The sequence below is a fragment of the Zavarzinella sp. genome, assembly GCA_041399155.1.
Classification (GTDB): Bacteria; Planctomycetota; Planctomycetia; order Gemmatales; family Gemmataceae; genus JAWKTI01.
On the sequence record JAWKTI010000005.1, the window covers coordinates 282,288 to 306,627 of the forward strand.

Annotated in this window: 21 protein-coding genes; 8 read left to right on the plus strand and 13 right to left on the minus strand. The window is 50.6% G+C overall.

The genetic code is table 11. The annotated features are described in order from the left end of the window. Window positions 1-17 precede the first annotated feature (17 nt). From R3B84_21610 to R3B84_21620, 3 genes are read right to left on the minus strand one after another with little or no spacing between them, the layout of a single operon-like run. On the minus strand, window positions 18-989 hold the full coding sequence (locus R3B84_21610) for a MoxR family ATPase (protein MEZ6143170.1): 972 nt from the start codon (window positions 987-989) through the stop codon (window positions 18-20). 7 nt (window positions 990-996) lie between these two features. Beyond that, window positions 997-3,327, minus strand: coding sequence for a transglutaminase-like domain-containing protein (locus R3B84_21615; GenBank protein MEZ6143171.1), 2,331 nt, complete (start codon window positions 3,325-3,327; stop codon window positions 997-999). Further along, complete coding sequence (locus tag R3B84_21620; GenBank protein ID MEZ6143172.1) at window positions 3,317-4,615, minus strand: DUF58 domain-containing protein; 1,299 nt, start codon at window positions 4,613-4,615, stop codon at window positions 3,317-3,319. Before R3B84_21620 ends, R3B84_21615 begins: the two co-directional genes overlap by 11 nt. A gap of 283 nt (window positions 4,616-4,898) precedes the next feature. Between R3B84_21620 and R3B84_21625 the strand changes: the two genes are divergently transcribed. From R3B84_21625 to ilvE, 3 genes are read left to right on the plus strand one after another with little or no spacing between them, the layout of a single operon-like run. Continuing rightward, entirely contained in the window at window positions 4,899-6,305 is a 1,407-nt protein-coding gene (locus tag R3B84_21625) for an FtsX-like permease family protein (protein MEZ6143173.1), read from the plus strand. 45 nt (window positions 6,306-6,350) lie between these two features. Continuing rightward, complete coding sequence (locus R3B84_21630) at window positions 6,351-7,067, plus strand: ABC transporter ATP-binding protein (GenBank protein ID MEZ6143174.1); 717 nt, start codon at window positions 6,351-6,353, stop codon at window positions 7,065-7,067. Window positions 7,068-7,090: 23 nt separating this feature from the next. Next, on the plus strand, window positions 7,091-7,942 hold the full coding sequence (ilvE, locus tag R3B84_21635) for a branched-chain-amino-acid transaminase (protein ID MEZ6143175.1): 852 nt from the start codon (window positions 7,091-7,093) through the stop codon (window positions 7,940-7,942). Between the two features lie 42 nt (window positions 7,943-7,984). On the opposite strand, the gene R3B84_21640 is transcribed toward ilvE, so the two are convergent. From R3B84_21640 to R3B84_21650, 3 genes are all read right to left on the minus strand, one after another. After that, window positions 7,985-8,965, minus strand: a complete 981-nt coding sequence (locus R3B84_21640) for a transglutaminase family protein (GenBank protein MEZ6143176.1) — start codon at window positions 8,963-8,965, stop codon at window positions 7,985-7,987. Between the two features lie 6 nt (window positions 8,966-8,971). Continuing rightward, window positions 8,972-9,931: an alpha-E domain-containing protein gene (locus R3B84_21645; GenBank protein ID MEZ6143177.1), complete on the minus strand. Its 960-nt coding sequence runs from the start codon at window positions 9,929-9,931 to the stop codon at window positions 8,972-8,974. Window positions 9,932-10,015: 84 nt separating this feature from the next. After that, complete coding sequence (locus tag R3B84_21650; protein ID MEZ6143178.1) at window positions 10,016-11,443, minus strand: circularly permuted type 2 ATP-grasp protein; 1,428 nt, start codon at window positions 11,441-11,443, stop codon at window positions 10,016-10,018. Between the two features lie 211 nt (window positions 11,444-11,654). Here R3B84_21650 and R3B84_21655 point away from each other — a divergent pair, with 211 nt between their 5' ends. Next, window positions 11,655-12,365, plus strand: coding sequence for a metallophosphoesterase family protein (locus R3B84_21655; protein MEZ6143179.1), 711 nt, complete (start codon window positions 11,655-11,657; stop codon window positions 12,363-12,365). Between the two features lie 22 nt (window positions 12,366-12,387). On the opposite strand, the gene R3B84_21660 is transcribed toward R3B84_21655, so the two are convergent. Beyond that, window positions 12,388-12,627 (minus strand): hypothetical protein, encoded by a 240-nt coding sequence (locus R3B84_21660; GenBank protein MEZ6143180.1) that lies wholly within the window; start codon window positions 12,625-12,627, stop codon window positions 12,388-12,390. A gap of 97 nt (window positions 12,628-12,724) precedes the next feature. Here R3B84_21660 and R3B84_21665 point away from each other — a divergent pair, with 97 nt between their 5' ends. Continuing rightward, window positions 12,725-13,591, plus strand: coding sequence for a hypothetical protein (locus R3B84_21665; GenBank protein ID MEZ6143181.1), 867 nt, complete (start codon window positions 12,725-12,727; stop codon window positions 13,589-13,591). 353 nt (window positions 13,592-13,944) lie between these two features. On the opposite strand, the gene R3B84_21670 is transcribed toward R3B84_21665, so the two are convergent. The 6 genes from R3B84_21670 to R3B84_21695 all read right to left on the minus strand — a co-directional run bounded on the left by R3B84_21670 (window position 13,945) and on the right by R3B84_21695 (window position 22,049). Further along, complete coding sequence (locus R3B84_21670; protein ID MEZ6143182.1) at window positions 13,945-14,691, minus strand: hypothetical protein; 747 nt, start codon at window positions 14,689-14,691, stop codon at window positions 13,945-13,947. Between the two features lie 367 nt (window positions 14,692-15,058). After that, window positions 15,059-15,754, minus strand: coding sequence for an adenylyl-sulfate kinase (cysC, locus tag R3B84_21675; GenBank protein ID MEZ6143183.1), 696 nt, complete (start codon window positions 15,752-15,754; stop codon window positions 15,059-15,061). Window positions 15,755-15,948: 194 nt separating this feature from the next. After that, window positions 15,949-16,341 carry a hypothetical protein gene (locus R3B84_21680; GenBank protein ID MEZ6143184.1) on the minus strand — a complete coding sequence of 131 codons (393 nt, stop codon included), beginning with the start codon at window positions 16,339-16,341 and terminating at the stop codon, window positions 15,949-15,951. 88 nt (window positions 16,342-16,429) lie between these two features. Continuing rightward, complete coding sequence (locus R3B84_21685; GenBank protein ID MEZ6143185.1) at window positions 16,430-19,552, minus strand: autotransporter domain-containing protein; 3,123 nt, start codon at window positions 19,550-19,552, stop codon at window positions 16,430-16,432. 427 nt (window positions 19,553-19,979) lie between these two features. Next, a complete protein-coding gene (locus R3B84_21690; protein MEZ6143186.1) occupies window positions 19,980-20,699 on the minus strand; it encodes a glycosyltransferase family 2 protein in 720 nt (239 codons plus the stop codon). An 81-nt stretch (window positions 20,700-20,780) separates the two neighbouring features. Further along, window positions 20,781-22,049: a glycosyltransferase family 4 protein gene (locus R3B84_21695; GenBank protein ID MEZ6143187.1), complete on the minus strand. Its 1,269-nt coding sequence runs from the start codon at window positions 22,047-22,049 to the stop codon at window positions 20,781-20,783. A gap of 153 nt (window positions 22,050-22,202) precedes the next feature. Here R3B84_21695 and R3B84_21700 point away from each other — a divergent pair, with 153 nt between their 5' ends. The 3 genes from R3B84_21700 (at window position 22,203) to R3B84_21710 (ending at window position 24,245) form a co-directional block, all read left to right on the plus strand. Further along, on the plus strand, window positions 22,203-22,646 hold the full coding sequence (locus R3B84_21700) for a DUF6756 family protein (GenBank protein ID MEZ6143188.1): 444 nt from the start codon (window positions 22,203-22,205) through the stop codon (window positions 22,644-22,646). Between the two features lie 180 nt (window positions 22,647-22,826). Beyond that, complete coding sequence (locus R3B84_21705) at window positions 22,827-23,663, plus strand: hypothetical protein (protein ID MEZ6143189.1); 837 nt, start codon at window positions 22,827-22,829, stop codon at window positions 23,661-23,663. Window positions 23,664-23,723: 60 nt separating this feature from the next. Further along, window positions 23,724-24,245: a hypothetical protein gene (locus tag R3B84_21710; protein ID MEZ6143190.1), complete on the plus strand. Its 522-nt coding sequence runs from the start codon at window positions 23,724-23,726 to the stop codon at window positions 24,243-24,245. Window positions 24,246-24,340: the final 95 nt, after the last annotated feature.

Below are 24,340 nucleotides of genomic sequence, written 5' to 3' on the forward strand. Positions count from 1 at the left end.
CCAGGTGCAGCGACAAATCAAATAGGAACAGCAACAGATTGAATCAGATCCGGGATCACACTGTTTAGTTCGGTACTGGTCAGTCCCAGCCGAACACCCAGCACGGGTGAGGCCACTTCCTGGATATCCTGCGGTGTCACAAAAGAACGGTGGTGCAGGTATGCCCATGCCTGAGCGACACGTTGCCAGATCAGCAACCCACGTGGGCTGAGCCCCAGGGCAATCCGTGGGTGATTCCGCGTTGTGCGGGCCAGATCGACCAGATACTCCAGCACAGACCGCTGAATGGTTAAGTTCTGCACTTCCTTTTGTAATTGCAGCAGGTCTTCTGGCTGAAAAACAGCAGCGCTGGCATTTTTCTGCTGGGAGTTCGACCCAAGTGCGGACGTCAACAGATCGAGTTCAGCGGTTCTGTCGGGGTAGCCCACAGATAGCTTCATGGTAAAGCGATCCAATTGTGCTTCCGGCAGTGGGTAGGTGCCGTGGTGCTCCAGTGGGTTCTGGGTGGCAATGACAAAAAAGGTGGCGGGCAGTTCATGCCGAGTGTTATCCACGGTAACCTGCCGTTCTGCCATCGCTTCCAGCAATGCTGATTGCGTCCGTGGCGAAGTGCGGTTGATTTCGTCAGCCAGCAGCACATTCGAAAACACCGGACCAGTCATAAATTCAAATTCGCGGGTTTTCTGGTTGAAGACGGAAAAACCAGTGATGTCCCCGGGTAATAAATCGGGCGTGCACTGAACGCGGGCGAATTGCCCACCGATGCCAGTGGCTATCGCTTTCGCAAGCGTTGTTTTTCCCAATCCGGGCATATCTTCCAGCAACAGGTGGCCGTTTGCCAGCAGGCAGGCGAGCACCAGTTCAATGACGTCCGCTTTCCCCTGTAACGCACGATTCAGGTGGGCACGCAGATCCGCAATCAATTGTTGACCATCAACAACATTAATTGACGATTCCTGTTTGCCGAAAGTGGGTGTGGTTGCTGTCATGCCGTTCTCAGATTGTTTGCTGTCGCTTCAGTTGTCGAAAATAATTCAGAGGAAAGTGGTTCAGGACCGCTCGCCCTAACTCTTGAGAGTTGAGATTACTGTTGGGTGCGCTGCCTGGACCATAGCTCGCCCAGTCTGACCACTGACTGAATGTCTGCAGTACCGAGACATCGGTGGCACCTTGCTGGTACTGATGCAGCCATTGGGCGTAGGTTTGACTTGGTTTTTTGGCAAAACCATACCAACGGGCCCGTTGATCAAGAATTTTTCCGACCCGCAGAATCTGTTGTTGCCAATTGCTACCCGGAAACCAGGCCCACCAGGTGCGTGCAACGAGATCCCAGCAACGCTGGCGTTGCCAGACCATTACCAATAAGGCCAGAAAACTAATGAGAATTGGGAACCAGTGCCGCGCCACCCAGCGAAAGAGGGCGCTGAGTGATGTGGTCAACTGTTCCATCCACGATGGGCTGGGAGTCAGGCGTTCGTAGCCTGGGCTGGGCTCCACAATCAGCCAGTCTCCCGTGGGCAATCGCAGCTCGGCCCAGAAGTGCACATCTTCTGCCACGACCGGGGTGTGGCTGGTTTCCGGATCAAAGTTTTCAGGTGCAGCATACCACCCTGCCACCATTCGGGTTGGGTAGCCCAGAGTTCGCAACATGACAGTGGCGGCACTGGCAAACTGGTAATCCGGCCCCGCACGGTGGCTGAACAGAAAATCGACCAGTGGGTCCGATTTCACTGATTCAGGAGCCAAATTTCCTGTGAGAGCATAATTTTCTTGTAGATACTGAGAAATTGCCTCAATTTGCTGCCAGCCGTGCGGCAAATTCCCCACAATTGTGCGGGCAAGCTCTCGCACCCGTGGGTCTAAGGTTGCGGGCAATTCCAGATATTCGGGACTTGCAGCGTAGCTGGAATACCGGAATTGATACTCTCGAAGTTTCTGAGGATCGAGCAAAAGAGATTTTGACTCAATCTGAATGCTGGCTGGGGTCGCGCGGTTCGCAAAACGCACCACGCGATCCTGAGCCCACGTGAAGAACTCCCGCCGATCGACGCGGCCAATCCGAAATGCCGTGGTATGAGGTGGAGTGGGAACCAGGCTGCCTTCCGGTCGTGTCATTTTCAGATTGTAATCAAGGCGAGAATGTATCAGAGTGGGTTCTGTCTGGTCTTCAATGTTTATCCAGTTCGAATCTGGATCTTTGTGAATCAAGGCATGCTGATTGCTGTAAGTACTTTCCTGCCAATTGATTCCGTCAAATCGGCTGTAGGTGACTGCTCGCACGTGAAGTGGGGTTTTGCCTTCCACTTCGAAGATGGCTCGAGCCGCACGGTCTTTGGGATTGCCTTTTTTATCAGAAGGTTTGCGTTGAGTGGAAAACTGGCGATTGGGGCGCAAATTATCAGCGGGGTCTTTCTCTGTTTCCTTCATCATCAGACTGGGATCTAATGCGATGGAATGTTCGTGTTCCTGGGGTTTGAACGGTTCGCCGTAACTATCATTGAAAACATCGTACAGGCTGGGCAAAGGCGATTCCAAAAACTGTTGGCTGTCGGTCATGCCGGTGCTGTTGGGATTTTGACCTGCAATCTCTTCGTTGCCATCGTTCACCCCACTTCGAGCATAGGGATCAAATTCTCCTGTCCCGCCGGAAGTGGGCAACCATTCGCCCAGTTTCTGCAGCACTTCCTGCGGCATCAGTTGATAACCTGCAAACAATAACGTGGGGACAAAAATTAAAATAAGCGGTAGCGCATAACCCGCACGCCGAATACGGACAATCCGTTCCGAGGACAATACTACCGATGGCTGTCGAAACGCGGGTTGCAATACGTTCCAATAAGCGGTCAGCAGCCAGCAAATAGCCACCACCGTATACCCAAGCAGGCTGACAAGTGTTGCGGTCTGTTCGCTGAGTGAAATCGAAAACAGAATCAGAAAAATACTGACGACGGCAGCGGTGCGAAGTGCCACCATCCAGGCAGAACAGGCAGCCAGCACCAAGCCGATGTTCCGCAAGGCGTAGACCATTTGAAATTCGAGCGAATTGCCCATGTCCGCCCACTGGCGGAAGAGTGGTTCCAGTGCCATCGGCAGAAACATCGCGATCAGTACCAGCACTGCCAGCCAGCGTGGGGGTTTATTCTGTGGTTGCTTCGTAGTTGGACAGAGAAAATACCCCACCACTGCCAGAACACTCCATACCGCAGCTATCAGCAGACTTGTCCCAAGTGGGCGAAAGTCGCTGATCGATACTTCCACTGTCAGGTCGGCACTTAACAGCAATAATAAGGTGGCAATTCGTAATGATTGAATCCGTTCAGGCACCATACGTCGCCTCCTTCCAACTGGAACGCAGGCGATCGGGAATCGTGGCAACCGAATCGATCGTCAGCCACGGTTCATGGGTGATGCTGGCTTCGGGCACTGCTGGATCGAAAGCATGGGAGCGGAGGAGAAGAATAGCCAGATCCTGTCCATGACAGCGCCAGCGGGAACTGATTTCCTGCAGGCCCAGATCGGTGGTGATCAGAATCTGCAGGCCAGCAACATGGTGATGATCCAGATTGCACTGATGCACTGGTCCAGCTTCGCCGACGCGGGCCTGCTTGAGTGCTTCCAGAGATGGCACGCTCGCTAATTCATCGAGCAGTCGTTGCGAATGAATCAAGCCGGCACCATCTGGCAGGACGGTTTTACCCAGTGTCAACCCGACTTGACTGCCTTCTTCCAGCCAGCCTTTCACAAAGCTGGCGGTGATGCGGATTGCCCATTCCATGCTGGAATCGGCACCCACCCCACAGTGGGAGTGGGGGTCCAGATCGAGAATCAAATGAATCACCGGGCGGGTTGTCGCCTGAAGCTCACAGACAATCAACCGATCGTGGCGTGCCGATTGTGGCCAGTGAATCCGACGCGGGGAATCTCCCCGCCGATAGGGCCGAACGCCCAGCACATCGCCTGAATTCCCCGCTTTAGAGCGTGCCACGCTGCCTTCTACCTGATGGTCATTGGCAAAAAGCGGCACCGGTCCTGTGGGCACTGTTTTCGGCCAGACAATCAATTCGTTTTCTGCCACCATCAGCCGTTGAAATTGCCAAATTCCGAATGGAAAGCCAGTTGTAATTGCCAATCCGCCTTGTGGATATTTCCCACGCATTGTGGGGGTGAACTCACAACGATATCTCACGGTGCGAAAACCAGGTATTCGAGACATCCCAGTGACAGGTTCCTGATTTCGCACAGGAACCCAGCAGACACTCACACCAAACAACGGCCACGGGAAATAGTTACTGACGGTGATTTCGATCGGTACCTGATCGCCATCGGTGCACCGTTTTTGTGGAAAGTGGTAACGAACCTGTACCCCACGGAGGCTGAACCATGGGAAAATCAGGCCAAATAACAGAACCGCACCGATCCCTGCCAGCAGAATAAACGCCTGTGGGTGCAGAAAAAGTCCACAGATGAGTGAAATTGCTGCGGCAACCAGCAGGATCCCCACTGGTTGGTAGAGGAATCGTCGAACTTTCTGGCTGAAACCCGGAAAAAAGTCTTTCTGAGCCAGCGCGGTGAGGTTCTGCAGGAAAGAAGTCCGGTCCACTTGCAAACGAGGCATTACCAGTACCAATGGAAGTCATACGCAGTATTACTAAATCTTACTCTGTTGCGGATTGTTGGCAATTCGAATTACAAAGTTTTTCAATTTGCCTGTTTGGGAAAAATCTGATCGCAAGAACAAACTCGAAACAGGCAAAAATGAATGCTTCCTCATTATTTCATGCTTTCCATCCCGCGTGGGTGCATTTCGGCCTTTTCAGCATTCCTGGATTCTGCTAAAGTCGGCAGACTTGGCAGCAGGCAGCAGTTAGCGGGTCTGGGCAACGAAAGGATTCACAGCAATGTACAAGGTGGTACTTTGTCTTAAGTACTTACGGACAAGGTTTTTAGCTTTTGTCTGTATCGTCAGCATTATGCTGGGTGTCGCCACCCTGGTGGTGGTGAACAGTGTCATGGCTGGTTTCAGCGAAAAACTCCGCGATCGCCTGCACGGGATGTTGTCCGATGTGATTATTGAATCCCCCAGTCTGAATGGTTTTCCTGAAAATGCTTCCGAAATGTTAAGGAAAATTCAGGAATCGCCTGTGGCGGCTGAGATTGAGGTGATGACACCCACCATCGAAGTATTTGCGATGGCGGTTTTCGAAGGGAATAACGCCCAGGAAACCCGTGCCGTGCAATTAGTGGGGATTCGGCCGCAAGAACGGGCGAAAATGGGTGGTTTCAGCGAGTTTCTGCTTCAAAAAGAGCGAAAAGCAAATCCAGGTTTTGGCCTGACTGAAGAAGCGCTTTATCGTTGGAAATTGCTCAATCCACCAATTCCCGATCTGATGCCACCCCCGTTGCCAGGTGGTGCAGACAACATTCCTCCACTTCCTTTGCCCGCACCCCAGCGCCCAGATACCGTGATTATGGGGCATGGGTTGACGCACTACCGCACGATTGATGCGGTAACCAATTTGCCCAAAGATGAGGCGATTCTGCAACCAGGGGATTCGTTCAAAATTGTCACTGTGGGGGTGGGGAAAGAAAATCCCGCACCAGTGTTTGGCTATGTTACCATCGCCGATTCGATCCAGACTGGTATGACGGAGTATGACGGCCATTTTATCTATGTGCCTTACGAATACCTGCAGCAATTACGTGGGATGCCTGATAAATGCACCCACATTCAGATTAAATTAAAGAATTATGAAAACGCCCCCTACGTGGTGGGTGAATTGAAGCGATTGTTTCCCAACCAGAGACAATTTGTCATTGGCACGTGGGAAGATAAGCAGAACTCTCTGCTGGCTGCCGTGAATGTGGAACGCGGGTTGCTGAATCTGTTGCTGTTCATGATTGTGGGGGTGGCAGGCTTCTGTATTCTGGCCATTTTTTCCATGATTGTGCGGGAAAAAACTCGCGATATTGGCATTTTGAAGTCCCTGGGTGCGTCGAATCGTGGTGTGATGCAGATTTTTCTGGGCTATGGGCTGATGCTGGGTACGATTGGTTCCGTTTGTGGTACCGCCCTGGGCATCCTGATTACTTTCAAAATTAATGAGATTGAGCACCAACTGTTCAAACTGACGGGCGTAGGCTTCGACCGCAAGATTTATTATTTCACCGAGATCCCCACCCAGATCGAAGCGATGACCGTACTGCTGGTCAATGCAGGTGCCATTCTGATTGCTGTGGTCTTCAGTATCTGGCCAGCACTGCGGGCAGCCTGGCTACGACCTGTTCAGGCACTTCGTTACGAATAATTCAGGTTTCGCAATAAATTTTCAGGCAAGGCGAGAAATTACCCCATGATTACTGCCAGGAATCTTCATAAATCGTATTTTCGACATAAAACTGAAGTCCCGGTCCTGAAAGGGATTGATCTGACTGTCGACCGTGGGGAATTTGTCGCCATTGTCGGCTCTTCCGGCTCGGGTAAGTCCACTTTACTGCACCTGATGGGCACGCTGGACGCACCAACTCGTGGGGAAGTGTTTCTGAATGATCAGCGGATCGATCATCTGCCCGCACGGGATAAAGATCGCCTGCGAAACAGCCAGTTTGGCTTTATTTTCCAGTTCTACCACCTGTTGCCGGAATTGACTGCTCTGCAGAATGTGATGATGCCCGCCATGGTATCAAGCAGTTTCTGGCAGTGGCGTGGACGGAAAAGTGCCGCACGCAAGCGGGCAATAGAGTTGTTGGAACTGGTGGGCCTGGGCCCACGGATGCACCACAAACCGAAAGAACTGTCCGGTGGAGAAATGCAACGCACGGCAATCGCCCGCGCACTGGCATCGAATCCCAAGGTGCTGTTTGCCGATGAACCCACCGGTAACCTGGATGCCCAGGGTGGGATCGAAATCGTGCAATTGTTAAGAGATATTAACTTAAATGAGGGCGTTACCATTCTGATGGTGACGCATAACCTAGAATTAGTATCATTCGCTGACCGAGTGGTGCGAATGGTTTCGGGAAAATTAGTGGATGAGCTGGTTCCCACAGTAGCCGAAAACTGCGTTTGAATGACAACTTCAGTGAGACGGGGATGAGTTTGATTTATTTAAATGGGCAACTGGTACCCAAAGAAGAAGCGAAAGTAAGCGTTTACGACCACGGCTTGCTGTATGGAGATGGTGTTTTCGAAGGGATTCGGATCTACAACGGAAAAGTATTTCGGCATCAGGAACATATCGATCGCCTGTACGAATCTGCCAAACATATCTGGCTGGATATCCCGATCAGACCAGATCAGATGCTGGCAGCAGTCGAAGAAACTGTACAGGCAAATCAGAAGCAGAATGGCTACATCCGCCTGATTGTGACCCGTGGGCCGGGCAACCTGGGCTTAGACCCACGGAAGTGCGTGCCAAATGTCATCGTCATCGTGGATGATATTTCCCTCTATCCGCCGGAACTGTACGAAAACGGCATGGAAATTGTGACCGCATCGTTGATACGGAACCACCCAAACGCCACCAACCCACGGATCAAGTCGCTGAATTACCTGAACAACATTCTGGCAAAGATCGAAGCGATTCGTGCGGGATGTCTGGAAGCACTGATGCTGAACCACAAAGGGGAAGTCGCGGAGTGCACCGGGGATAATATTTTCATTATGCGGCAGGGGATTTTACGCACCCCACCGAAAGATGCAGGGATTCTGGCTGGCATCACTCGCGATGTGGTGATTGAACTGGCCACCAAAGCTGGCATTCCGGTGCGGGAAGAAACGATGACCCGCCACGATATTTACATCGCAGATGAATGTTTTCTCACAGGTACTGCTGCGGAAGTGATCGGGGTTACGAAATGCGACGGTCGTGTGATTGGCAGTGGCAAATCCGGCCCAGTTACGAAGCAGTTGCGGGAATTGTACCTGGCGTTAACCAAAGAATAGATCAGTTTTCTAATCAATTTCTCATTTTCTGGCGGAATCGGCTTACTGTTGTTGCTGACTTTGCTGCTGCCGGACAATTTCACGGCGAAACTGTTGCAATAACATCCGTTCGAACTGTGGGGAAAGGTTATTCTGCACAATTTGCGGCTGGCTCCAGGTCACGGGTGCAGTGGCATCTGTCAAGTCGGGCGGTAATCGATCCACCTGCTGAACTGTCACCTGCACACTGATTTTTTCTTCCACATCTGCCCCACGCCAGACCCCACGGTTGGGTGGGACATCCATAAAATCACGCCCGGTAGCTGTGAGAATATGCTCATATTTATTCAGCTCGCGGTGCGTGGGGTCCACATCGACCCACCCAGTTGCCTGGCCGCACCACAACTGGCACCACGCGTGGGTGGCTATTTCACCCGGCTGGTTGATATACCCACTGACGTAACGTGCGGGAATCCCCAGACTGCGGGCTGCACCCAGAAAGATATGGGTAAAATCCTGACAGACTCCTTTTTTCAACCGCAGAGCCTCCGCCATCGAAGTATTCGACGTGGTGGCTTCCTTTACATACTCGATTTCCTGGTGGATCAGTTCGGTAATCGCCTCACTGACCTGCTGCAGTGTGGTCATTGATTTGGGCAGTTGAGCTAAAAACTGCTCGAGTTCCGGGCACGGCTGGGCTAACTGGCTGGGGCGAATGAACTCCGCACCCACTTCATCCCGCAGATCGGGGTTTGGCCAGGGAATCGCATCCAGCAACGCATCGTAAGTCCGCTGGTGCAACTGGACACAACTGGAGGCCATAATGGTTAACTCCTGCATCGGCGCACCCATGTTAAAGATGGTCACCCGATTGCCAAAGCCGTCGGCATAGCCTGTCGTCAATACAGAAGGCACCAGCCGCACCCGATGCCCCATTAAAGTCTGTTCCGATGTGGATGGGGGGGTCATTCGAAGTTCAATCACCGAATCGGTAACTGGCCCCGTATACGTCAATTTCGTTTCGTGGTCGATGCGATAGAACATGGCAGTTTAACTGGAAAAATAGAGTTGATTGATATCGTTGCTGACAGAAAAACAGATTTCCTCGACCCGATCGAGAAAAGGCACCAGCCCCAGCGCAATAATTTCTTCCGTGTTCATATAGCGCAGTTCACCTTCCAGGCGACCAAGTTGCCGTTCAGCTTCGGTGCGGTACTGTCGGCCAGCGATCGACTGCAGCGAATGCAGGCAGCGACTGACCGCAAATTTCATCGACCGTGGGAACTCTTCCTCCAGAACCAGAAAACCGATGACGCGCGAAGGATCAATCCGTTCGCCTGAAAACCGTAGGAAAGCCTCATAGCCAGAACAACTGCGCAAAACGCTGGTCCACATCATCACTGCTGGGCCGTAAGGGGTTTGCCCATGGCCATCCGGTAGATAGTGGCTGCATTCCCGCAGAATTCGGCACATCAGGCAGACTTGTTCCAGATATCGCCCTACCCGCAGAAAATGAAAGGCTTCCGTGCGTGGGAGAGTGCCTTCCACAATCGCAGTAAACAGCATGCACTGGTGTTTGATTTTCTCATAAAAGCGGAATTCGCCATTGGCAAACTGTTCCGGTGCCGTTTTTTTGGTCAGCGACAGATAACAGCGATTCAGACGAGACCAGCCTTCGGTGCTGATCACTTCCTGCGTGGTGCGGGCGTTTTCACGTGCGTGTGAAATCATCGCCAGTATCGACTTTTGACCGGTACGTGAAAAAGTCATGAAGTGCAGTGCTTTTTCAATCGATTCCACCGATCCGTGGTGGTTGTGCAGCGTCTCCGCATACTCTTCGGAGCAGCCGAGCACGCGAAAGACTGTTTCCAGCGGACGCAGCACAACATCCTTGTCTGAGCCGATTTCCAGCTCCAACTGAAAAGCTTCCATCAGAAATCGCACGGCATTTTCTGCCCGCTCAACGTAACGCGACATCCAGTAAAGATTTTCCGCAACGCGACTTAGCATAATTTCCCTGTACTGAAACAGTTTCGGTGCAATCGTGGGCAATTGGTACCTGCGATTGTGCCCAGTTTGATTACCGTGCCAGAATTAATCCCTCAGAACCCACGTATCTTTGCTGCCCCCACCCTGGGAACTGTTAACCACCAGGCTGCCTTCGACCAGAGCAACTCGTGTCAGACCGCCCGGTAATACTTTCACATCCTCACCGAATAATACAAACGGGCGGAGGTCGATATGTCGGCCACGCAGCTCATTGCCCACAATGGTGGGGTGTTGACTGAGCGAAATCGTGGGCTGTGCAATATACCCACGTGGGTTGGCATTGATTTTCCGTCGAAATTCATCCCGTTGTTCTTTGGTGGATGCCGGTCCAATCAGCATCCCATAACCACCAGAAGCGTCTACTGCCTTCACCACCAGTTTTTCCAGATTGTTCATGATGTGCTGGCGGTGGGAATCCAGTTCTGGCCGGAAAGTTTCCACGATATTCAAGATAGGGTCTTCCCGCAGATAATAGCGGATGATATCCGGAACAAAAGGATAAATTCCTTTATCGTCAACGACACCAGTGCCAATCCCATTGGCTAGCCCCAGATTGCCACTGCAATAGGCACTGACAATCCCTGCCACACCTAATTGAGAGTCCTTGCGGAAGCAAAGTGGGTCTAAAAAGTCGTCATCCACCCGGCGGTAGACAACATCCACCCGCTCTGGTCCATGGGTGGTACGCATGAAAATCCGGCCGTTATCGAGTAACAGATCTCGCCCTTCCACGAGTTCCACACCCATCTGGCGAGCCAGAAAGCTGTGCTCGTAGTAAGCGGAATTGTAAACACCCGGTGTCAGCACCACAATTCGTGGATCGGTCACCCCAGGTGGGGCCGCGTGCCGCAACACCGCCAGCAGGTCACTGGCATATTCATCCACTGGCCTGACCGATAAATCCTCAAAAAAATCGGGAAATGCCTGTTTCATCACCTCGCGGTTCTTTAACACATAACTGACACCCGACGGGGTCCGGCAATTGTCTTCCAGTACCAGGTATTGCCCATCCGCATCGCGAATCAGGTCGATTCCGGATACGTGGATATATACATCTTTGGGTACTTTTACCCCCACCATTTCCCGACGGTAGCCGCTGGAACCAAATACCACATCGGCGGGAACGCGTCTGTCCTGCAGAATCTTGCGTTCCTGATAAATATCGCGACAAAAAAGGTTCAACGCTCGCACACGTTGCTTCAAACCACGCTCAATAAGTTCCCACTCTGCGTGGGGCACCATTCGCGGAATGGGATCGAACGGCATAATCCGTTCCACTCCCTGCCCACGGCCATACACGGTAAAGGTAATGCCCTGCGAACGCATGATGTTATCGGCAAGGCGTTCCCGCATCGCCAATTCATCAGGGGGCATGTCGTTCAGGCACTTCATCAGTTGGCGGTAATGTGGCCGGATTTCACCACCAGCCATCATCATTTCGTCAAACCCTACGATTTTGTAGTTGCTTAACAAAACTACCTCATTTGGTTGGAGCCCTGGTTGCCAGTTTTGCAGAAAGGAGAGAGTAGCGTTACTATACGAAAAAAAATGCTGTCATCTTGCGAAACCCACAATTGTGTAGTTTTGTTGAAGTTCGTCTGATTCAGGCTATTTCATCATACTTTCACACCTGTTCAGACATCAGAATGGTAGACTACCCGCGTGAAGAACACGGGAATACCGAATGTACGATGTACTCATCCTGTCTGATCTCCATCTAGGCAGCGATAATTGTCAGGCCAAAGAACTAATCCGATTGCTCGAACAAGTCCGAAACGGTGAAATCCTTACCTCGAGTATCATCCTGAATGGGGATGTTTTCGATTCGATCGATTTTCGCCGGCTCAAAAAAAACCACTGGAAAGTACTGTCGCTGATCCGCAAAATGTCGGATTGGATTGACATCACCTGGATCAGTGGGAACCATGACGGCTCTGCGGAGATGTGCTCCCACCTGTTAGGGGTGGATGTGTGCGACCAGAAAATCATTCAGAGTGGCGACCAGCGTATTCTGTTCCATCACGGACATCGTTTTGATGAATTCATCGACCGACATCCGTTTCTGACGGCATTTGCGGATGCTGTGTATCGCTTTCTGCAAAAAATCGATTCCAGCCACCACATTGCCCGTACCGCAAAAAAACGAAGTAAGATCTTCTTGCGGTGTACGGAAAAAATTCAGAACAAATCAATTGAACTGGCTGAGAAGCTGAACTGTCAGGCTGTCTGCTGTGGGCACACCCACCACCCAGTGTGTGTGGAAACTGGCCCTGTCCGCTATTACAACAGTGGCTGCTGGACAGAAAAACCGTGCCACTATCTCACGGTGAAAGATGGTCACGTGCGATTGCACTCATTTGCACACGAAGAGGTCGGCGAACTGGTGGGCGTGTAGCAAGCGTATGGGTGGAATTAGCTCAACAAATTTTCGCTACTGAAATCTTCGCAAATTGTTTTCTTGGCTGATTGTTGGCCAGATTTCTGGCTATAACTGGATAGACCCGAAGCACGCTGGCAAGTTGTTTCCAATCCACCACTTGAACTGGAATAAAGCTGATTTCGCCGATATTGTAGTCGATGAGAGGCACCTGTTTTTTGTGCCCCCGCAATATCACAACGCCACCCGTACAGGAATCCATCAGTTCTTGCAGGATCATGGTCTGCATCCTACCACCGATCCAATCCCTGGACGCTGGATTCTTGATATCGAAGCCCCATGGTTGAACAAATGACAGCGATGAGAAAAGAAATCAAATGGAGTCAACACGACTAGATACTTACGGTGGTATTGTCTGCTACCTTGGCCAAGAAAAGCTGATGGAACAGATCATGCGAGGGCAGATTCAGTTGCCTGATGTTGAAAGATCTTTACTGAATCCGTTTCCGCCTGTGTTAGTTCCGATTTGGGCTACAGGCGCGCGAACCATTGTGGGTTTGTGGAAGCACTGGTTTTCTGATCGGCAGCCTACCTTTGTAGAGTTCTACGGAACCACTGTTTATGGTAGCCGAAATATGGCCTTTGAGCGTGGGCGGACGCTTACGCAGGTAATTTACCTTCAACTGTGCCATTCTATCATGGTTGCCGAAGGCATGAGCGAGGAGATCCGTGACTGTGCGTATGCATGTGGTATAAGCGATATTGATGAAGCCGAAGAATTGTTGATGCGGGCAGGTGATGAGAAGGGGTTTCGATCACACGCCGAATTTGTTGGCAAGCTACCCCTATCGTTCTTTGATTGTGACAACCAGACTGATTACACTGGCGATTTTCCTACCAACTCTGTAGCTTCCAGCACTGCTGAATTACAACATTGCTGTGTGCATGAAATCCACTCTGGCTTCCAGAATTTGGAACCAGATTACACTTTGAGAGAATTCGTCGCACAAAACCCTAACTCGCCGGAATGGTTCCGCACAACATCTCAAAGCGAGCTCTTTGAGCAATTGCTCACTGCTAACGACTTAGAGGGGGCATGGATGTGTCTGAACTCACCTGGGTGGACTCTTGCTAACGCTCGTCAAGCTATCACTCACCTTGCTGCAAGAGCAAATGACACTGCATTTTCGTCATTGGCAACTACTTGGGTGAATCTGCCATTTGCAGATGACGAGACGATTTGAGCGTCTGAATTCGACTTTGCTTCACGATCTTCTCAGTCTGTAGCGGTTTGAAGTGTTTCCATTGCTTGTACACCAGCACGCTTAACGGCTGCAGCTTGAGCTTTGTCGTTCGAGCTTTTGTTGACTGCTGAATCTCTCGGCAGGGGCGATCGCTCTCCTTCGAGAGATGCCCAAGCAATTATCTACATAGTAAATCGATTTCCGTCTTACGATTCTGGATAACCGATTTAGCTCTTTTATTGCGAGTGGGAGGAAGAAGAATTGAGCCCATTCGGATCCTCGAACGGCTAACATTGGATCAACACTGTATTGGGCGTCCTAAAAACTCACAACTGAACCTCAACCCCATCTGCTTAGTTATCCAGGTGGGTCCTGGAATCGCACTCATAATTCATGTCGCGATCAATTCCGCGAATAATCCAGCGATTGATATCCCGCAGCATATTGGGGTGGATCTGGTGGGTGGCAGGATAGGTATTGAGCGTCACATCCACACCGGCACTGTACAAGGAAAGAAAGTCACGGCGGGCGGTTTCCAGTGGGATTACTTCATTCGCAGCACCGTGGGAGATCAGAATCCGCAGATTTTCAATATTGTTCTGAAAGGGAGGCCCCACGTACTCACGGGGCAGGCTGCCATTAATCGCCACCAGGCCTGCCAGTTTTTCCGGATGGTTCAGTGCGACATGGTAGGCCAGATCGGCACCTTCCGCAATCCCAGCCAGAAAAATACGCTGCGTGTGGATATTAAAACTGCGTCGGGCGTGCTGGATGGCATGGAACAGGTATTGCTCCATTGCGGGCAGGTTGCTGCGAATATCCCCCCAACCGTATTGCAACTGACCGTTTTCATCAAGCTGCTCGGTGCTTTCCGGCCCACGCAGGGAGATGAAAATGTGGTTCCGATTGCTGATCTTGGGAGCATATCTTAAAATTTGCTCATCATTACTACCGTTCGCATGCAACATCACGATCAATGGATATGCATAACGAGGTTCGTATCCCGATGGAAAAAAGATCCGTATCTCCTTTCCTTCCCAAACCAGTTTCTGTGGTTGATTGAATCCTTCCGCAATCATGTGGTGAATCGAGCTGAACATCTGTAGGTGCCTAGTCTCCGCACTGCTTTTGAAAAAGCAGTGCATTGGGTTGTCATGAAAGCTGCCACCAGCGCAGTCGAGTCCTTCAACTTACGTAAACTGGCTTGGCATATGTACTTAGTTGTGCTGACGCACGCAAGTCTTGGAACTTTACTTCCGGTAGTGAAGCAAGTCAACGAAACACTTGAATCGAAATGGAACATTTTTCAAAGAGAAGTATGAATTTTCTCCAATTGTACGGATCGCGCGATATGGGCGAAAATCCCGAATGAATGGAAGATAGGATGACTTTGCGGGTTGGCAAAAGCTTGCAGGCAGAAAAATGGCCTTACAACCGCTACAATCGTTAGAATTTACTCATTTTGTCTTAAGATTGTAAAATCTTCCTAGCCGTTAAATAGCCCCAGATTTGCTCTATAGCGGCTTCAATGGATGTAACGCCTGTATCGATTGTAAGCTCTGGGTTAAGTGGGGCTTCATAGGGATCATCCACACCGGTGAAGCCCATTCCCTTCCCCGCTGCCACAGCTTCGCGGGCCTGTTTGTACAAACCTTTCGGGTCACGACCTTCGCACACATCAATCGACGTGTTCACGTAGATTTCCACAAAGGGAATTTCACCCGCTTTGTTTTCCGCATGTACCTTGCGGGCGGCATCGCGGTCTTTTCGGTACGGGCTGATGAAGCTGGCAATGGTAATCAGGCCGGAATCGGCAAACAATTTCGAAACTTCCCCGATGCGGCGGATGTTTTCTTCACGGTCTTCTGCGGAAAATGCCAAGCCGAACCGTTTGGCACTGGCTTCGGCATAGCCACGGGTTTCCATCAGCAGTTTGGGGCTGGCATTCAGGCCAAAACGAACGTTATCGCCATCCAGCACATACGACGCATGTCCTTGCTGGATAAGGACTTGCTCTAAAGCGACTGCCAGGGTACTTTTGCCTGAACCGGACAGCCCGGTGAACCACAAGGTGCAGCCGGTTTGCTTTAACAACCCCGCACGTTCGGTGCGTGTCACCGAGCCTTCGTGCCAGGTAATCTGGGTTGATTTAATCTCGCTCATTTTCCAAAACTCCATCGGAAAGGTTCAATTCAAACTAATCTAACAGCCTACGAAATTGGCAGCCGTGGAAGGAGGGGGGAGATTTGCAAGAAAAGGTAATACCTGGTAAAACGAAGGCTCGCCCTAACCCACCCCGGGGGAAAAAACTTAGTTGTTCTTTGCCATTTTCAGCTTTTATCTGAAAATCAGCACGGTTATTGGCGACCAAACAACCTTTCATTTGATTCAGCGATGATCTTCGTTTGATCGATCCAAATGACGTACTCTCCGGAATCTGCCTTGCGTATCCACATTGATCGAGTAATCGAATCTGTATCAAACCCATAACGAGAGCTTATTCGTTCAGCAATATCTGAGACAAGCGTTAAAGGGGGAATGACATTACGATTTACCAGATCAGCAAGGTCATCCAATCGATTAAAAATCTCCAGGTCCATTAGCCGTCCTTCGGCGAAGCAGTACTCGATGTTATCAAATACGAAACTCATTCGTTCATATATTTCACTGACTGGAAGACTGCCAGTGAGAACAGCATCGAATCGCTTTACGGAGTCCAGGTATATCGCACGATGCATCCATGTGGTCATTGATTGCCTCCCGTTTTTTGGAAGAGGTCTCACCGAAGAAATGAGTCTTGTGGTTGGTCGGGTTGTTTGATTGATATTGTACAGCTTCTTACCAGGTAAAGAGAAAGTTGGCGATTCCAGAGTGGGCAATGGTTCTGCTGCCCAGGAACAGGTCATAGTGCCAGTTCAGGCTCAGCGAGTCGGATATTTTCACTGCTGTTCCCACGCCTAGTTGGGCAAAATCGCGTTGCTGGTTTACCCCTTGAATCGGGAATGTGGTACCGGGAAGTCCTACCAGCATGCTTGTAAAGCCAAAGCCTGCATTGAGAAATTCGTGCACCCATGCTACGCGAAATTCCGGTTGAAAGTGGTAGCCACCGAGGGAATAATCGCACACCGTCCGCACCCCAAGAATACTACGCAGTGAGTCCGCACCGTCTGCAGCAGAAATGATGTTCAGCGCCCCAGCACCAGATTCCTGAAAACCATTCCGACGTGCATGCACATACTGCAACGCGGCATAGGGCTGGAAAGGGATGGAAAACATATCCACAGTGGTACCTGCCTCTGCGTAGCCGCTGGCAGTCATCCCGGAAAAATTCGAATTTGCGATCCGATTAATCCCTCCAAATTGCAGGCTGCGGTGGGCACGGTATTCATCGAAGGAGACTGCACCGATACCACTTACCCAGGAGCCACCGGCTGATTTTCGGCCATAAATCCCTAAATGGTAGCTGTTAATCGCATTGCGACTGTTGGCCCCAGTGGTATCCAGTCCGAGATATTCCACACTCCCTGCCAGACCCACGATCGCAGTGGGATCGAACAGATAGTCCAGCCCGAAACCAAAGCCAGTCAGGTTGTAGTTGTAAGCGGCTGCATTGCCATCATTCTGAACATCGCCGTACATCCCGTACGGTGTAAACCAACCTTTCAATACAGGTTCGCAGGCCACTGCGTTGCACTCACCTTCTTCCGGCATCTGCCCACGAATCAGGTTCTGTGTGGGCAGGATTTCCAGCGGCGTCCGCAGTCGGGTGGCCACCATTCGTAAAAACATCGATTCACGGTCAACCACCGCATTAAACAGGCTGCCGTAACCATCACCCGCAATCTGATTCAAGGCGTTGCATAGTGCCGGACCTTGCAGTGAATCTAAGGTCTGCAGCACATTGGTGGCATCTGGCCCAAAAACCTGATGGCGATTGAAGGCACCCGCAACAGATGTCTGGTTAAATGTGGTGCAGTGGGAGCCTAATTGGCCCCCCCGAAGTTGCAGCAACACGTCAGTGGGGGTGTAAAGCAGCACCGCCCGTAGACCGGATAAGTTGGGATCAGTGACTGCACTGTACTGACCAGTTACCCCGCCCGTAGTGCTGACAATGGTATAGGTGGTGCCTGCCGCATAACTGCCAGCTTCGGGCAGCACCTGAACCAGCCCACCCTGCAAATTGGCATTACTATTCACGCGAATCAGGTCGCTGGCACCTGCGGAGTTGATTTCAACCTGGTAAATGCTTCCTGCATTCGCCGTGTAGGTGCCATTGATGGTGAGGGTACCAATCGAATTTCCCGGTGCGATGATGCCACCTGCATTGCTGGTGACACCGCCTGTGCTGCCAGTCCCACCCAGCAGCCCACCGTTGATGGTTACCTGACTGGTAATCGAGCCATTAATGATCAGCTCACCACCATTAATAATGGTGGGGCCAGTGTAGTTGTTTGCCGCTGTGAAAATGGTTCGCCCAGGCCCATTGTGGATGACCCCACCAGACCCACTGATTTCATTGTTCAGGAAGTTACTGGTCGCCTGATTAAAGGTAAGATTCGCCTGATCCAGAAAAATTCCGATCCCCGATGCTCGCCCATTCATCCCATTTTGTGCGCCGAAATCGCCGGCACCACCCAAGCCAGGGGTTAAGGCTGATCCATTGATGGTGACATCCAGCATGGTAATAGTGCTGCCATTACGAACAAAGATAGCACCGCCTAAGGAACCACCGCCACCACCGCCACCTGTGGCAACGTCATCCGGTGAACCGGAACCACCATTGCCGCCGAATTCGCCACCAGCACCACCTGCACCTGGTTGCCCGGGCAATGTAGAACCACCTCCGCCACCGCCACCACCACCAAATCCGCCATTGCCGCCTGGTGCGGTCTGATTTTGATTTCCAATACCAGACGCACCGCCACCACCACCAAAGCCCCCATTCCCTCCAGGTGTGCCTGGGCCTGATACACTTTCCTGATCTCGCGAAGGGCCTCCGGGTGGGGCACCACCACCGCCACCTCCGAGGTCGCCTCCATTTCCGCCATTGCCGCCTAAACCTGCACCTCCACCCCCACCCTGGGAACCACCATTGCCCCCATTGCCTGTAACACTCCCTTCAAAGGATTGTCCTGCACCACCACCTCCGCCCCCACCGGGACCTCCAGAAGTACCATTGCCAAAGCCACCACCATTGCCACCATTATTCATCCCACCAGTGGTCACCATCCCGTTGCCAACAGTGCCTCCACCACCGCCACCACCCATGCTGGTGCCATCGGCTCCGTTGCCCGTGCTGCCACCTCCACCGCCACCAGCAGCTTCCAGACTAAAGCCACTGCCTGAGCCGCCATTCCCATTGAGGCCACCTCCGCCGCCGCCTCCGGATTGGCCAGCACCACCATTGCCATTCAGTCCACCGCCGCCTCCAGCGTCAAAACCAGAACTGCCACCAGCACCCCCAATGGCCTGATTGTTCAGAAAATTGACGCCAGTGAGCGTCAAATTGCCCTGATTGACGAAAATACCCCCACCTGCACCGAGGCCACCACCACCTCCACCAGTGCCACCAGCACCCCCGGTGGCACGTCCGTTGGCGACGCTCAGTTGGTGGATGCCCACGTTCACGTTGGGTGCGTCAACAAAAAACACCCGAGTGGCATTATTTCCACTCACTGTCAGCGAGCCTGCACCCGGCCCACGAATATCAACGGTATTGGTAATCCCCGGTAAGGCGTTGCTCAGGTTGATGGTGCCAGACGTGTTAATGAGAATTTGATGAGAGCCTGCACCCGCACCATTGGCGGCGAGAATGGCATCCCGCAGTGAGCCTGCACCTGCATTGTTGGTGTTCGTCACAACGAAATCGGCCGCCGAAAGGGAATTCCCAGCCAGAAATGTTGCGGCTAAAGTGACACACCGAATAATCGATCGACGCCACGGTGCAGGAATTGGAATCATGATAGTTTTCTCAGATTTGTGTCCGAATATTTCATCCTTATCGCTTTTTCGATCGAATTGAGTTTAATCCGTGTTGTCGGTGCGACACGATGAGTCCGCAAAATGTGAATATCGTGCCTTTTGGGCAGTTTGGGGAAAATGGGAAAGCGCAGTGCCGGGTTCTTTTCCCACAATTCCAGCGGGGTGCCACTTCCCAAAATAGTTGGAATCTCTAAACAATCTGTTTGATTTTTAACCATTTGGGGAATAGATATCATGGGTAATCCTGCAGGCATGCGCCGTAAGCAAAAAGAAAAGCGTCGTAAGAAACAAGATTTGCGCTTGGCTACCAAAGAAAAAGCAACTGAAAAGAAGAGCTAAGTGCAATTAGCAGACATGTCAGCTAATGATGTGTCAATTATTAATTTGCGTTTTTGACGAACTTAACTTACCCATTCTGGGTGCTCTTCTGCCTGATCCGTGCGTCGGTATCTTCAATCACTTTGTGATAATATTTTAATCTTTCCTCTGCATCGTTCAGCACCCCACCAAATGCCCGGCTGGGATCCAGATACAAGCGCGGAATTGGAACTTCCACAATTTTCAGCTTCAAATAGCTGGCTTGCACCCACAGTTCCAGTGGCATGCCCCAACCCGTTTCGTGGATGCACATTCTTTCCAGTGCGGCAGTTCGGTACGCTTTGAACCCACAGAACGCATCGGTGATGCCCAACTGATACCGACGATTGAGCTCTTCGGTCACTAACTGATTGGTGCGTCTTCGATCCATCGGTGCAGACTGATCGCTGGCAAACTGTTCCAGATATCTACTGGCTGAAACGATATCGGCCTGTGTCAGTTCCATTGTCTGCTTGAGCAGCGGTATCCGTTCTGGTTCGTGTTGGCCATCACAGTCCATCGTAATCAGATATTCATACGATTGTTTTTTTGCATACCGAAACAACGTACACAGTGCAGCACCATACCCACGATTTCTGGCATGCGTTACTCGTGCACATTGCGGAAATTCTTCGAGAATCTTACCAGTTTCGTCGGTCGAACCATCATTGACCACCACAACAGGCAGGTTGTGGGACAATGCCTGTTCGAGCACAGTTCGAATGTTTTTTGCTTCGTTGTAGATCGGAATACCGATTAACCATTTCATAAACGTACTCTCTGGGCAATACATACTATGCTAGTGGACGATGGCAAAGAGAATCCACATCAAAAAACAGCCCGTTTTTTCTTATTTGAGGGGTTTGGAAAAGTTTTTTCTGCCATTTGCAATCACATCGTCCCAAATATCTCCCAGGCCAGCCGATAGTTGCCGCCAATCGTAACGCGTTTCTACCAGTTGCCTGCCAGCTATTGCCTGGGACTGCAATTTCGCAGGATTGTTCACCGCACCAACAATTGCTTCTGCGAATGCCCTGGGGCACAACTGGCCACCCAATGTGGGCACCTGCGTGCAAAGGTGTTCGCTGACCTGCAGGCCTTCCGCACCGATATCGCTGGTGACCACCGGCACACCGTAAGCCATTGCTTCCAGAATTTTCAAGCGTGAGCCACCACCAATTCGAAGTGGCACCACCATCAGAGTGGCATTCCGGTAGTAAGGGTTCAGATCAGGCACGGTGCCGACCAAATCTATCCCCACGTGGGGAGGAATTTTCCTACAGAGCCAATCGGGCGGATGGCGACCTACAATTCGCAAAGTAATATCTGGCAATAGCTTACGTAAAATTGGCCAGACCGATACCACAAAATACACTACCGCATCCTGATTCGGTCGCCAATCGAGCCCGCCGACAAAGAGAAGGGAAGGACTTTTGACATCTACGGGCATTTGAAACGGAATTGAGGTCGTATCCACACCATTATCGATCACCACAGGCAGTGGACATTTTAATACCTGTTCGATGATTTGAGCATCCGCACTGCTGACAGCAACGGTGCTTGCTGCCGTGCGATATGCCCAACGTTCAAATGTGGCGTAGCGTTGGGCCTGTAATTGAAAAATTTTCTGTTTGATTCTGCTTCGTTCCATTGCCGCAAGTCGTTGCCAGATCAGTAGTTCCACATTGTGGGCATCGACAACGAATGGCACGGAAACCCCACGTAGATTCTGGGCATATGCCGACCATTCACAGTGGATCAGTGCCGGTGGATCTGTAGCACAGATTGTTGCAATGGCACGTTGCATTTCTGTGCTGCTGTGGCTGGCAACCGAATAGGGTAAGCGTGAAAAAAACAGATTTCTGAGAATATTGCCATAAAATCCCAGCCCAGACTTTTCCGGTGGGGCATAATTTAATGAGTGTGCGTCAATTCCCAACCTTGCGAAATGTTGTCTGGCAGGTTCGATTTCAGCAGCAATCGGATTGCGATGAGCCAACCACGTAACGCGAAACCTCCCCACCAGATTGGTAATCAGGTGGTAGCTTCGCAGTCGCTTGCCGGAATTGAGTGGCCATGGCAATTCTTCATCAATCACCAGGATATGAGGCTGACTCATTCAGTTATATAATCCATTAAATATATTCGATACTGGTTCTGTTAAGCCCACTCTGATTTTTTATTTTACTGGCAGATAACTGAATATGTAAAATTCACTCGAGTTGACACATTATCCTTGATGATGTCCCAGCTAACAGGTAGGAGTCGTGCAATGTGGAATCTTCGAGAGGAGATACTTTCTTCGAGTTTTAACAATCAAGTCGACGTAACTGAACTCGACACAACCGCTGTGGAATCACTTAGAGGCCAGATTCTGGCAAAGTTCGCTAGTGGGCTGAGTTCTTGGCCGGTTTGGATTTGGGAACATCTTCCTGACACAGCGATCTTGGTATTCGATGAGGGTTGGGGTATTATAGCCGAGTTTGCTTCAGATTCTCCCACCGTGCTTTTGCTTAATCCTCGCGACGAATCGGCAGGCTTCATGTTCCCAAGTGGTCAGTCAGCAAAAATTGTTCTTGCAGATTGTATTGGATTCGAGGTTTATTTCACAGACACTGAGGTCACTTATCTCTTAATCCACAATCATCATGATCGTGTTATAGGCTGTGGGCAAGCCAAAGTATGGATGGAGCAGTGTTTTCCCGAATTTTTGTGAATCTAAGGCGATTATGCTAGGGTCAGCATGGATATTGCACACTACGAGATATACTGGAAGTCAGGCAAGAAGTGGGAAACTGGCCCAGATGCGCCGCACATCGGATGGCAAACTGGCGGTAAGAGATCTTCGGGGGGAGGTAAGGTAAGATACGGTCCCTAATTCAAAACATGGCTGCCAATGATTGACCTTCCAGAAGATCTGCGAGACTTCCTGTCTCAAAGCGGCTCACTCGAATACGATACCGCAGAATCCTCGATTGGAGTCATCAGATTGAAATCCCTGGACGATCTTGCCGAATCGGTGATTTCGACTCATCCTTGTTGTCAATCGATCATTGATGATCCCTATAAATCTTTTGACGGAACATATCAGATCTCCGTTTGCAATTTGATAGCAGATTCCGATGATTATGATCCGAACGGTCTATTCTGCTGGATTCCTAAGCTTGCTACTTATGCAACCATCGATACCGATCACGGAGATATCATCGTCTTTCCGTATGTTACTTGGCATGAAATCGTGAAAAACCCTCTCGAATACCTTGATGTCCAATGGAATTTGACCGATGTTGGGACGCGAGTTTTGCCATGGCTATTCTTTCCAATGTTGTTGAAGGACGGCAGACTTATTGACCCGTATCCAAAACACTGCAAAATCCATGATCTTGCGATTACAACTCAAACGAAGAAGCATCACCCTCTATTCGAGATCTTCCGTGACGCAGATGTTGACAGATGGCTCGAAGCTTCTCGCAAGTACTTCCCACATGCAGGATTACCAGCATGCACATCGGAACTCTTATCTTGCATTGAATGCTTCGATCTTGAATTGCGCTGGGTAAACGAGATCGAAGAAACAACTCCACCGCTCGATGCAAAAAAGAATTTGGGGGGATTCGTCAACTGCCCAAGGTGTGGTCTTTGGTTTTCGCCAAAAGATTCCGCAGTGTTTTCTGAACGAATACACTTAACTTGTGGTCAAAAAATTAACGTGTTAGAAGTCGGCACGAAGTAAACAATGGTAAATGGCCACCGAAGAAGATACTGGAAAACTGACATTGGGGAACAGGAGCATATGGAGCAATCATTTCGCCATTGGCTGATTGACAACAATGAAGGTGCAATTGACGACGCGTTCTTCAACGAGGAGTGTCTTCATTTCTTTGCTATCGACTGGAGGGAAGACGCCGTCGACATTGTGCAAGATTGCGCTGGTTGCCTAAACAAAGACAAAGTCCAAGGGGAATGGCAGAATGATAGATTTGTGATCATCCGTAATGGCATCGAGACATCAGTTCCCCTATTGAATGATGATGCTGATAGAGACATCACGATTCGCACTTTGAATAATGTCCTTTCGCCGGACTACGAGATTCGCTTTTTAGTCTGTTCACATGGTAGCGATACTGCTGGATTCGCGGTGTTAAGTTCTTCAGAATGGCATACTTTAGAATCCGAACTGCCTGAAGTTGTCGACGCCAACTTCATTAAACTTTCAGCAATTCCGAATATTTTTTCAGAAATGACAGACGAACAACTGCCACCGGCAGCTCTCGCCCGTTTTCAACGAACTCTTGAACGCAATCAGAACGGATAAATTTCAAGGATTGTGATGAAAAATACCAGTTCCACAGGGTCCTGATAATTGAAGTGAACTTCGTTTGAAGTGGGTAATGAATTGACCGAAACAGT

What these genes read in the sequence shown, in the direction of transcription:
- R3B84_21610 (MEZ6143170.1), bottom strand. Translation starts at nt 989, where the DNA reads ATGACAGCAACCACACCCACTTTCGGCAAACAGGAATCGTCAATTAAT.
- R3B84_21615 (MEZ6143171.1), bottom strand. Translation starts at nt 3,327, where the DNA reads ATGGTGCCTGAACGGATTCAATCATTACGAATTGCCACCTTATTATTG.
- R3B84_21620 (MEZ6143172.1), bottom strand. Translation starts at nt 4,615, where the DNA reads ATGCCTCGTTTGCAAGTGGACCGGACTTCTTTCCTGCAGAACCTCACC.
- R3B84_21625 (MEZ6143173.1), top strand. Translation starts at nt 4,899, where the DNA reads ATGTACAAGGTGGTACTTTGTCTTAAGTACTTACGGACAAGGTTTTTA.
- R3B84_21630 (MEZ6143174.1), top strand. Translation starts at nt 6,351, where the DNA reads ATGATTACTGCCAGGAATCTTCATAAATCGTATTTTCGACATAAAACT.
- ilvE (MEZ6143175.1), top strand. Translation starts at nt 7,091, where the DNA reads ATGAGTTTGATTTATTTAAATGGGCAACTGGTACCCAAAGAAGAAGCG.
- R3B84_21640 (MEZ6143176.1), bottom strand. Translation starts at nt 8,965, where the DNA reads ATGTTCTATCGCATCGACCACGAAACGAAATTGACGTATACGGGGCCA.
- R3B84_21645 (MEZ6143177.1), bottom strand. Translation starts at nt 9,931, where the DNA reads ATGCTAAGTCGCGTTGCGGAAAATCTTTACTGGATGTCGCGTTACGTT.
- R3B84_21655 (MEZ6143179.1), top strand. Translation starts at nt 11,655, where the DNA reads ATGTACGATGTACTCATCCTGTCTGATCTCCATCTAGGCAGCGATAAT.
- R3B84_21660 (MEZ6143180.1), bottom strand. Translation starts at nt 12,627, where the DNA reads ATGATCCTGCAAGAACTGATGGATTCCTGTACGGGTGGCGTTGTGATA.
- R3B84_21665 (MEZ6143181.1), top strand. Translation starts at nt 12,725, where the DNA reads ATGGAGTCAACACGACTAGATACTTACGGTGGTATTGTCTGCTACCTT.
- R3B84_21670 (MEZ6143182.1), bottom strand. Translation starts at nt 14,691, where the DNA reads ATGTTCAGCTCGATTCACCACATGATTGCGGAAGGATTCAATCAACCA.
- cysC (MEZ6143183.1), bottom strand. Translation starts at nt 15,754, where the DNA reads ATGAGCGAGATTAAATCAACCCAGATTACCTGGCACGAAGGCTCGGTG.
- R3B84_21680 (MEZ6143184.1), bottom strand. Translation starts at nt 16,341, where the DNA reads ATGACCACATGGATGCATCGTGCGATATACCTGGACTCCGTAAAGCGA.
- R3B84_21685 (MEZ6143185.1), bottom strand. Translation starts at nt 19,552, where the DNA reads ATGATTCCAATTCCTGCACCGTGGCGTCGATCGATTATTCGGTGTGTC.
- R3B84_21690 (MEZ6143186.1), bottom strand. Translation starts at nt 20,699, where the DNA reads ATGAAATGGTTAATCGGTATTCCGATCTACAACGAAGCAAAAAACATT.
- R3B84_21695 (MEZ6143187.1), bottom strand. Translation starts at nt 22,049, where the DNA reads ATGAGTCAGCCTCATATCCTGGTGATTGATGAAGAATTGCCATGGCCA.
- R3B84_21700 (MEZ6143188.1), top strand. Translation starts at nt 22,203, where the DNA reads ATGTGGAATCTTCGAGAGGAGATACTTTCTTCGAGTTTTAACAATCAA.
- R3B84_21705 (MEZ6143189.1), top strand. Translation starts at nt 22,827, where the DNA reads ATGATTGACCTTCCAGAAGATCTGCGAGACTTCCTGTCTCAAAGCGGC.
- R3B84_21710 (MEZ6143190.1), top strand. Translation starts at nt 23,724, where the DNA reads ATGGAGCAATCATTTCGCCATTGGCTGATTGACAACAATGAAGGTGCA.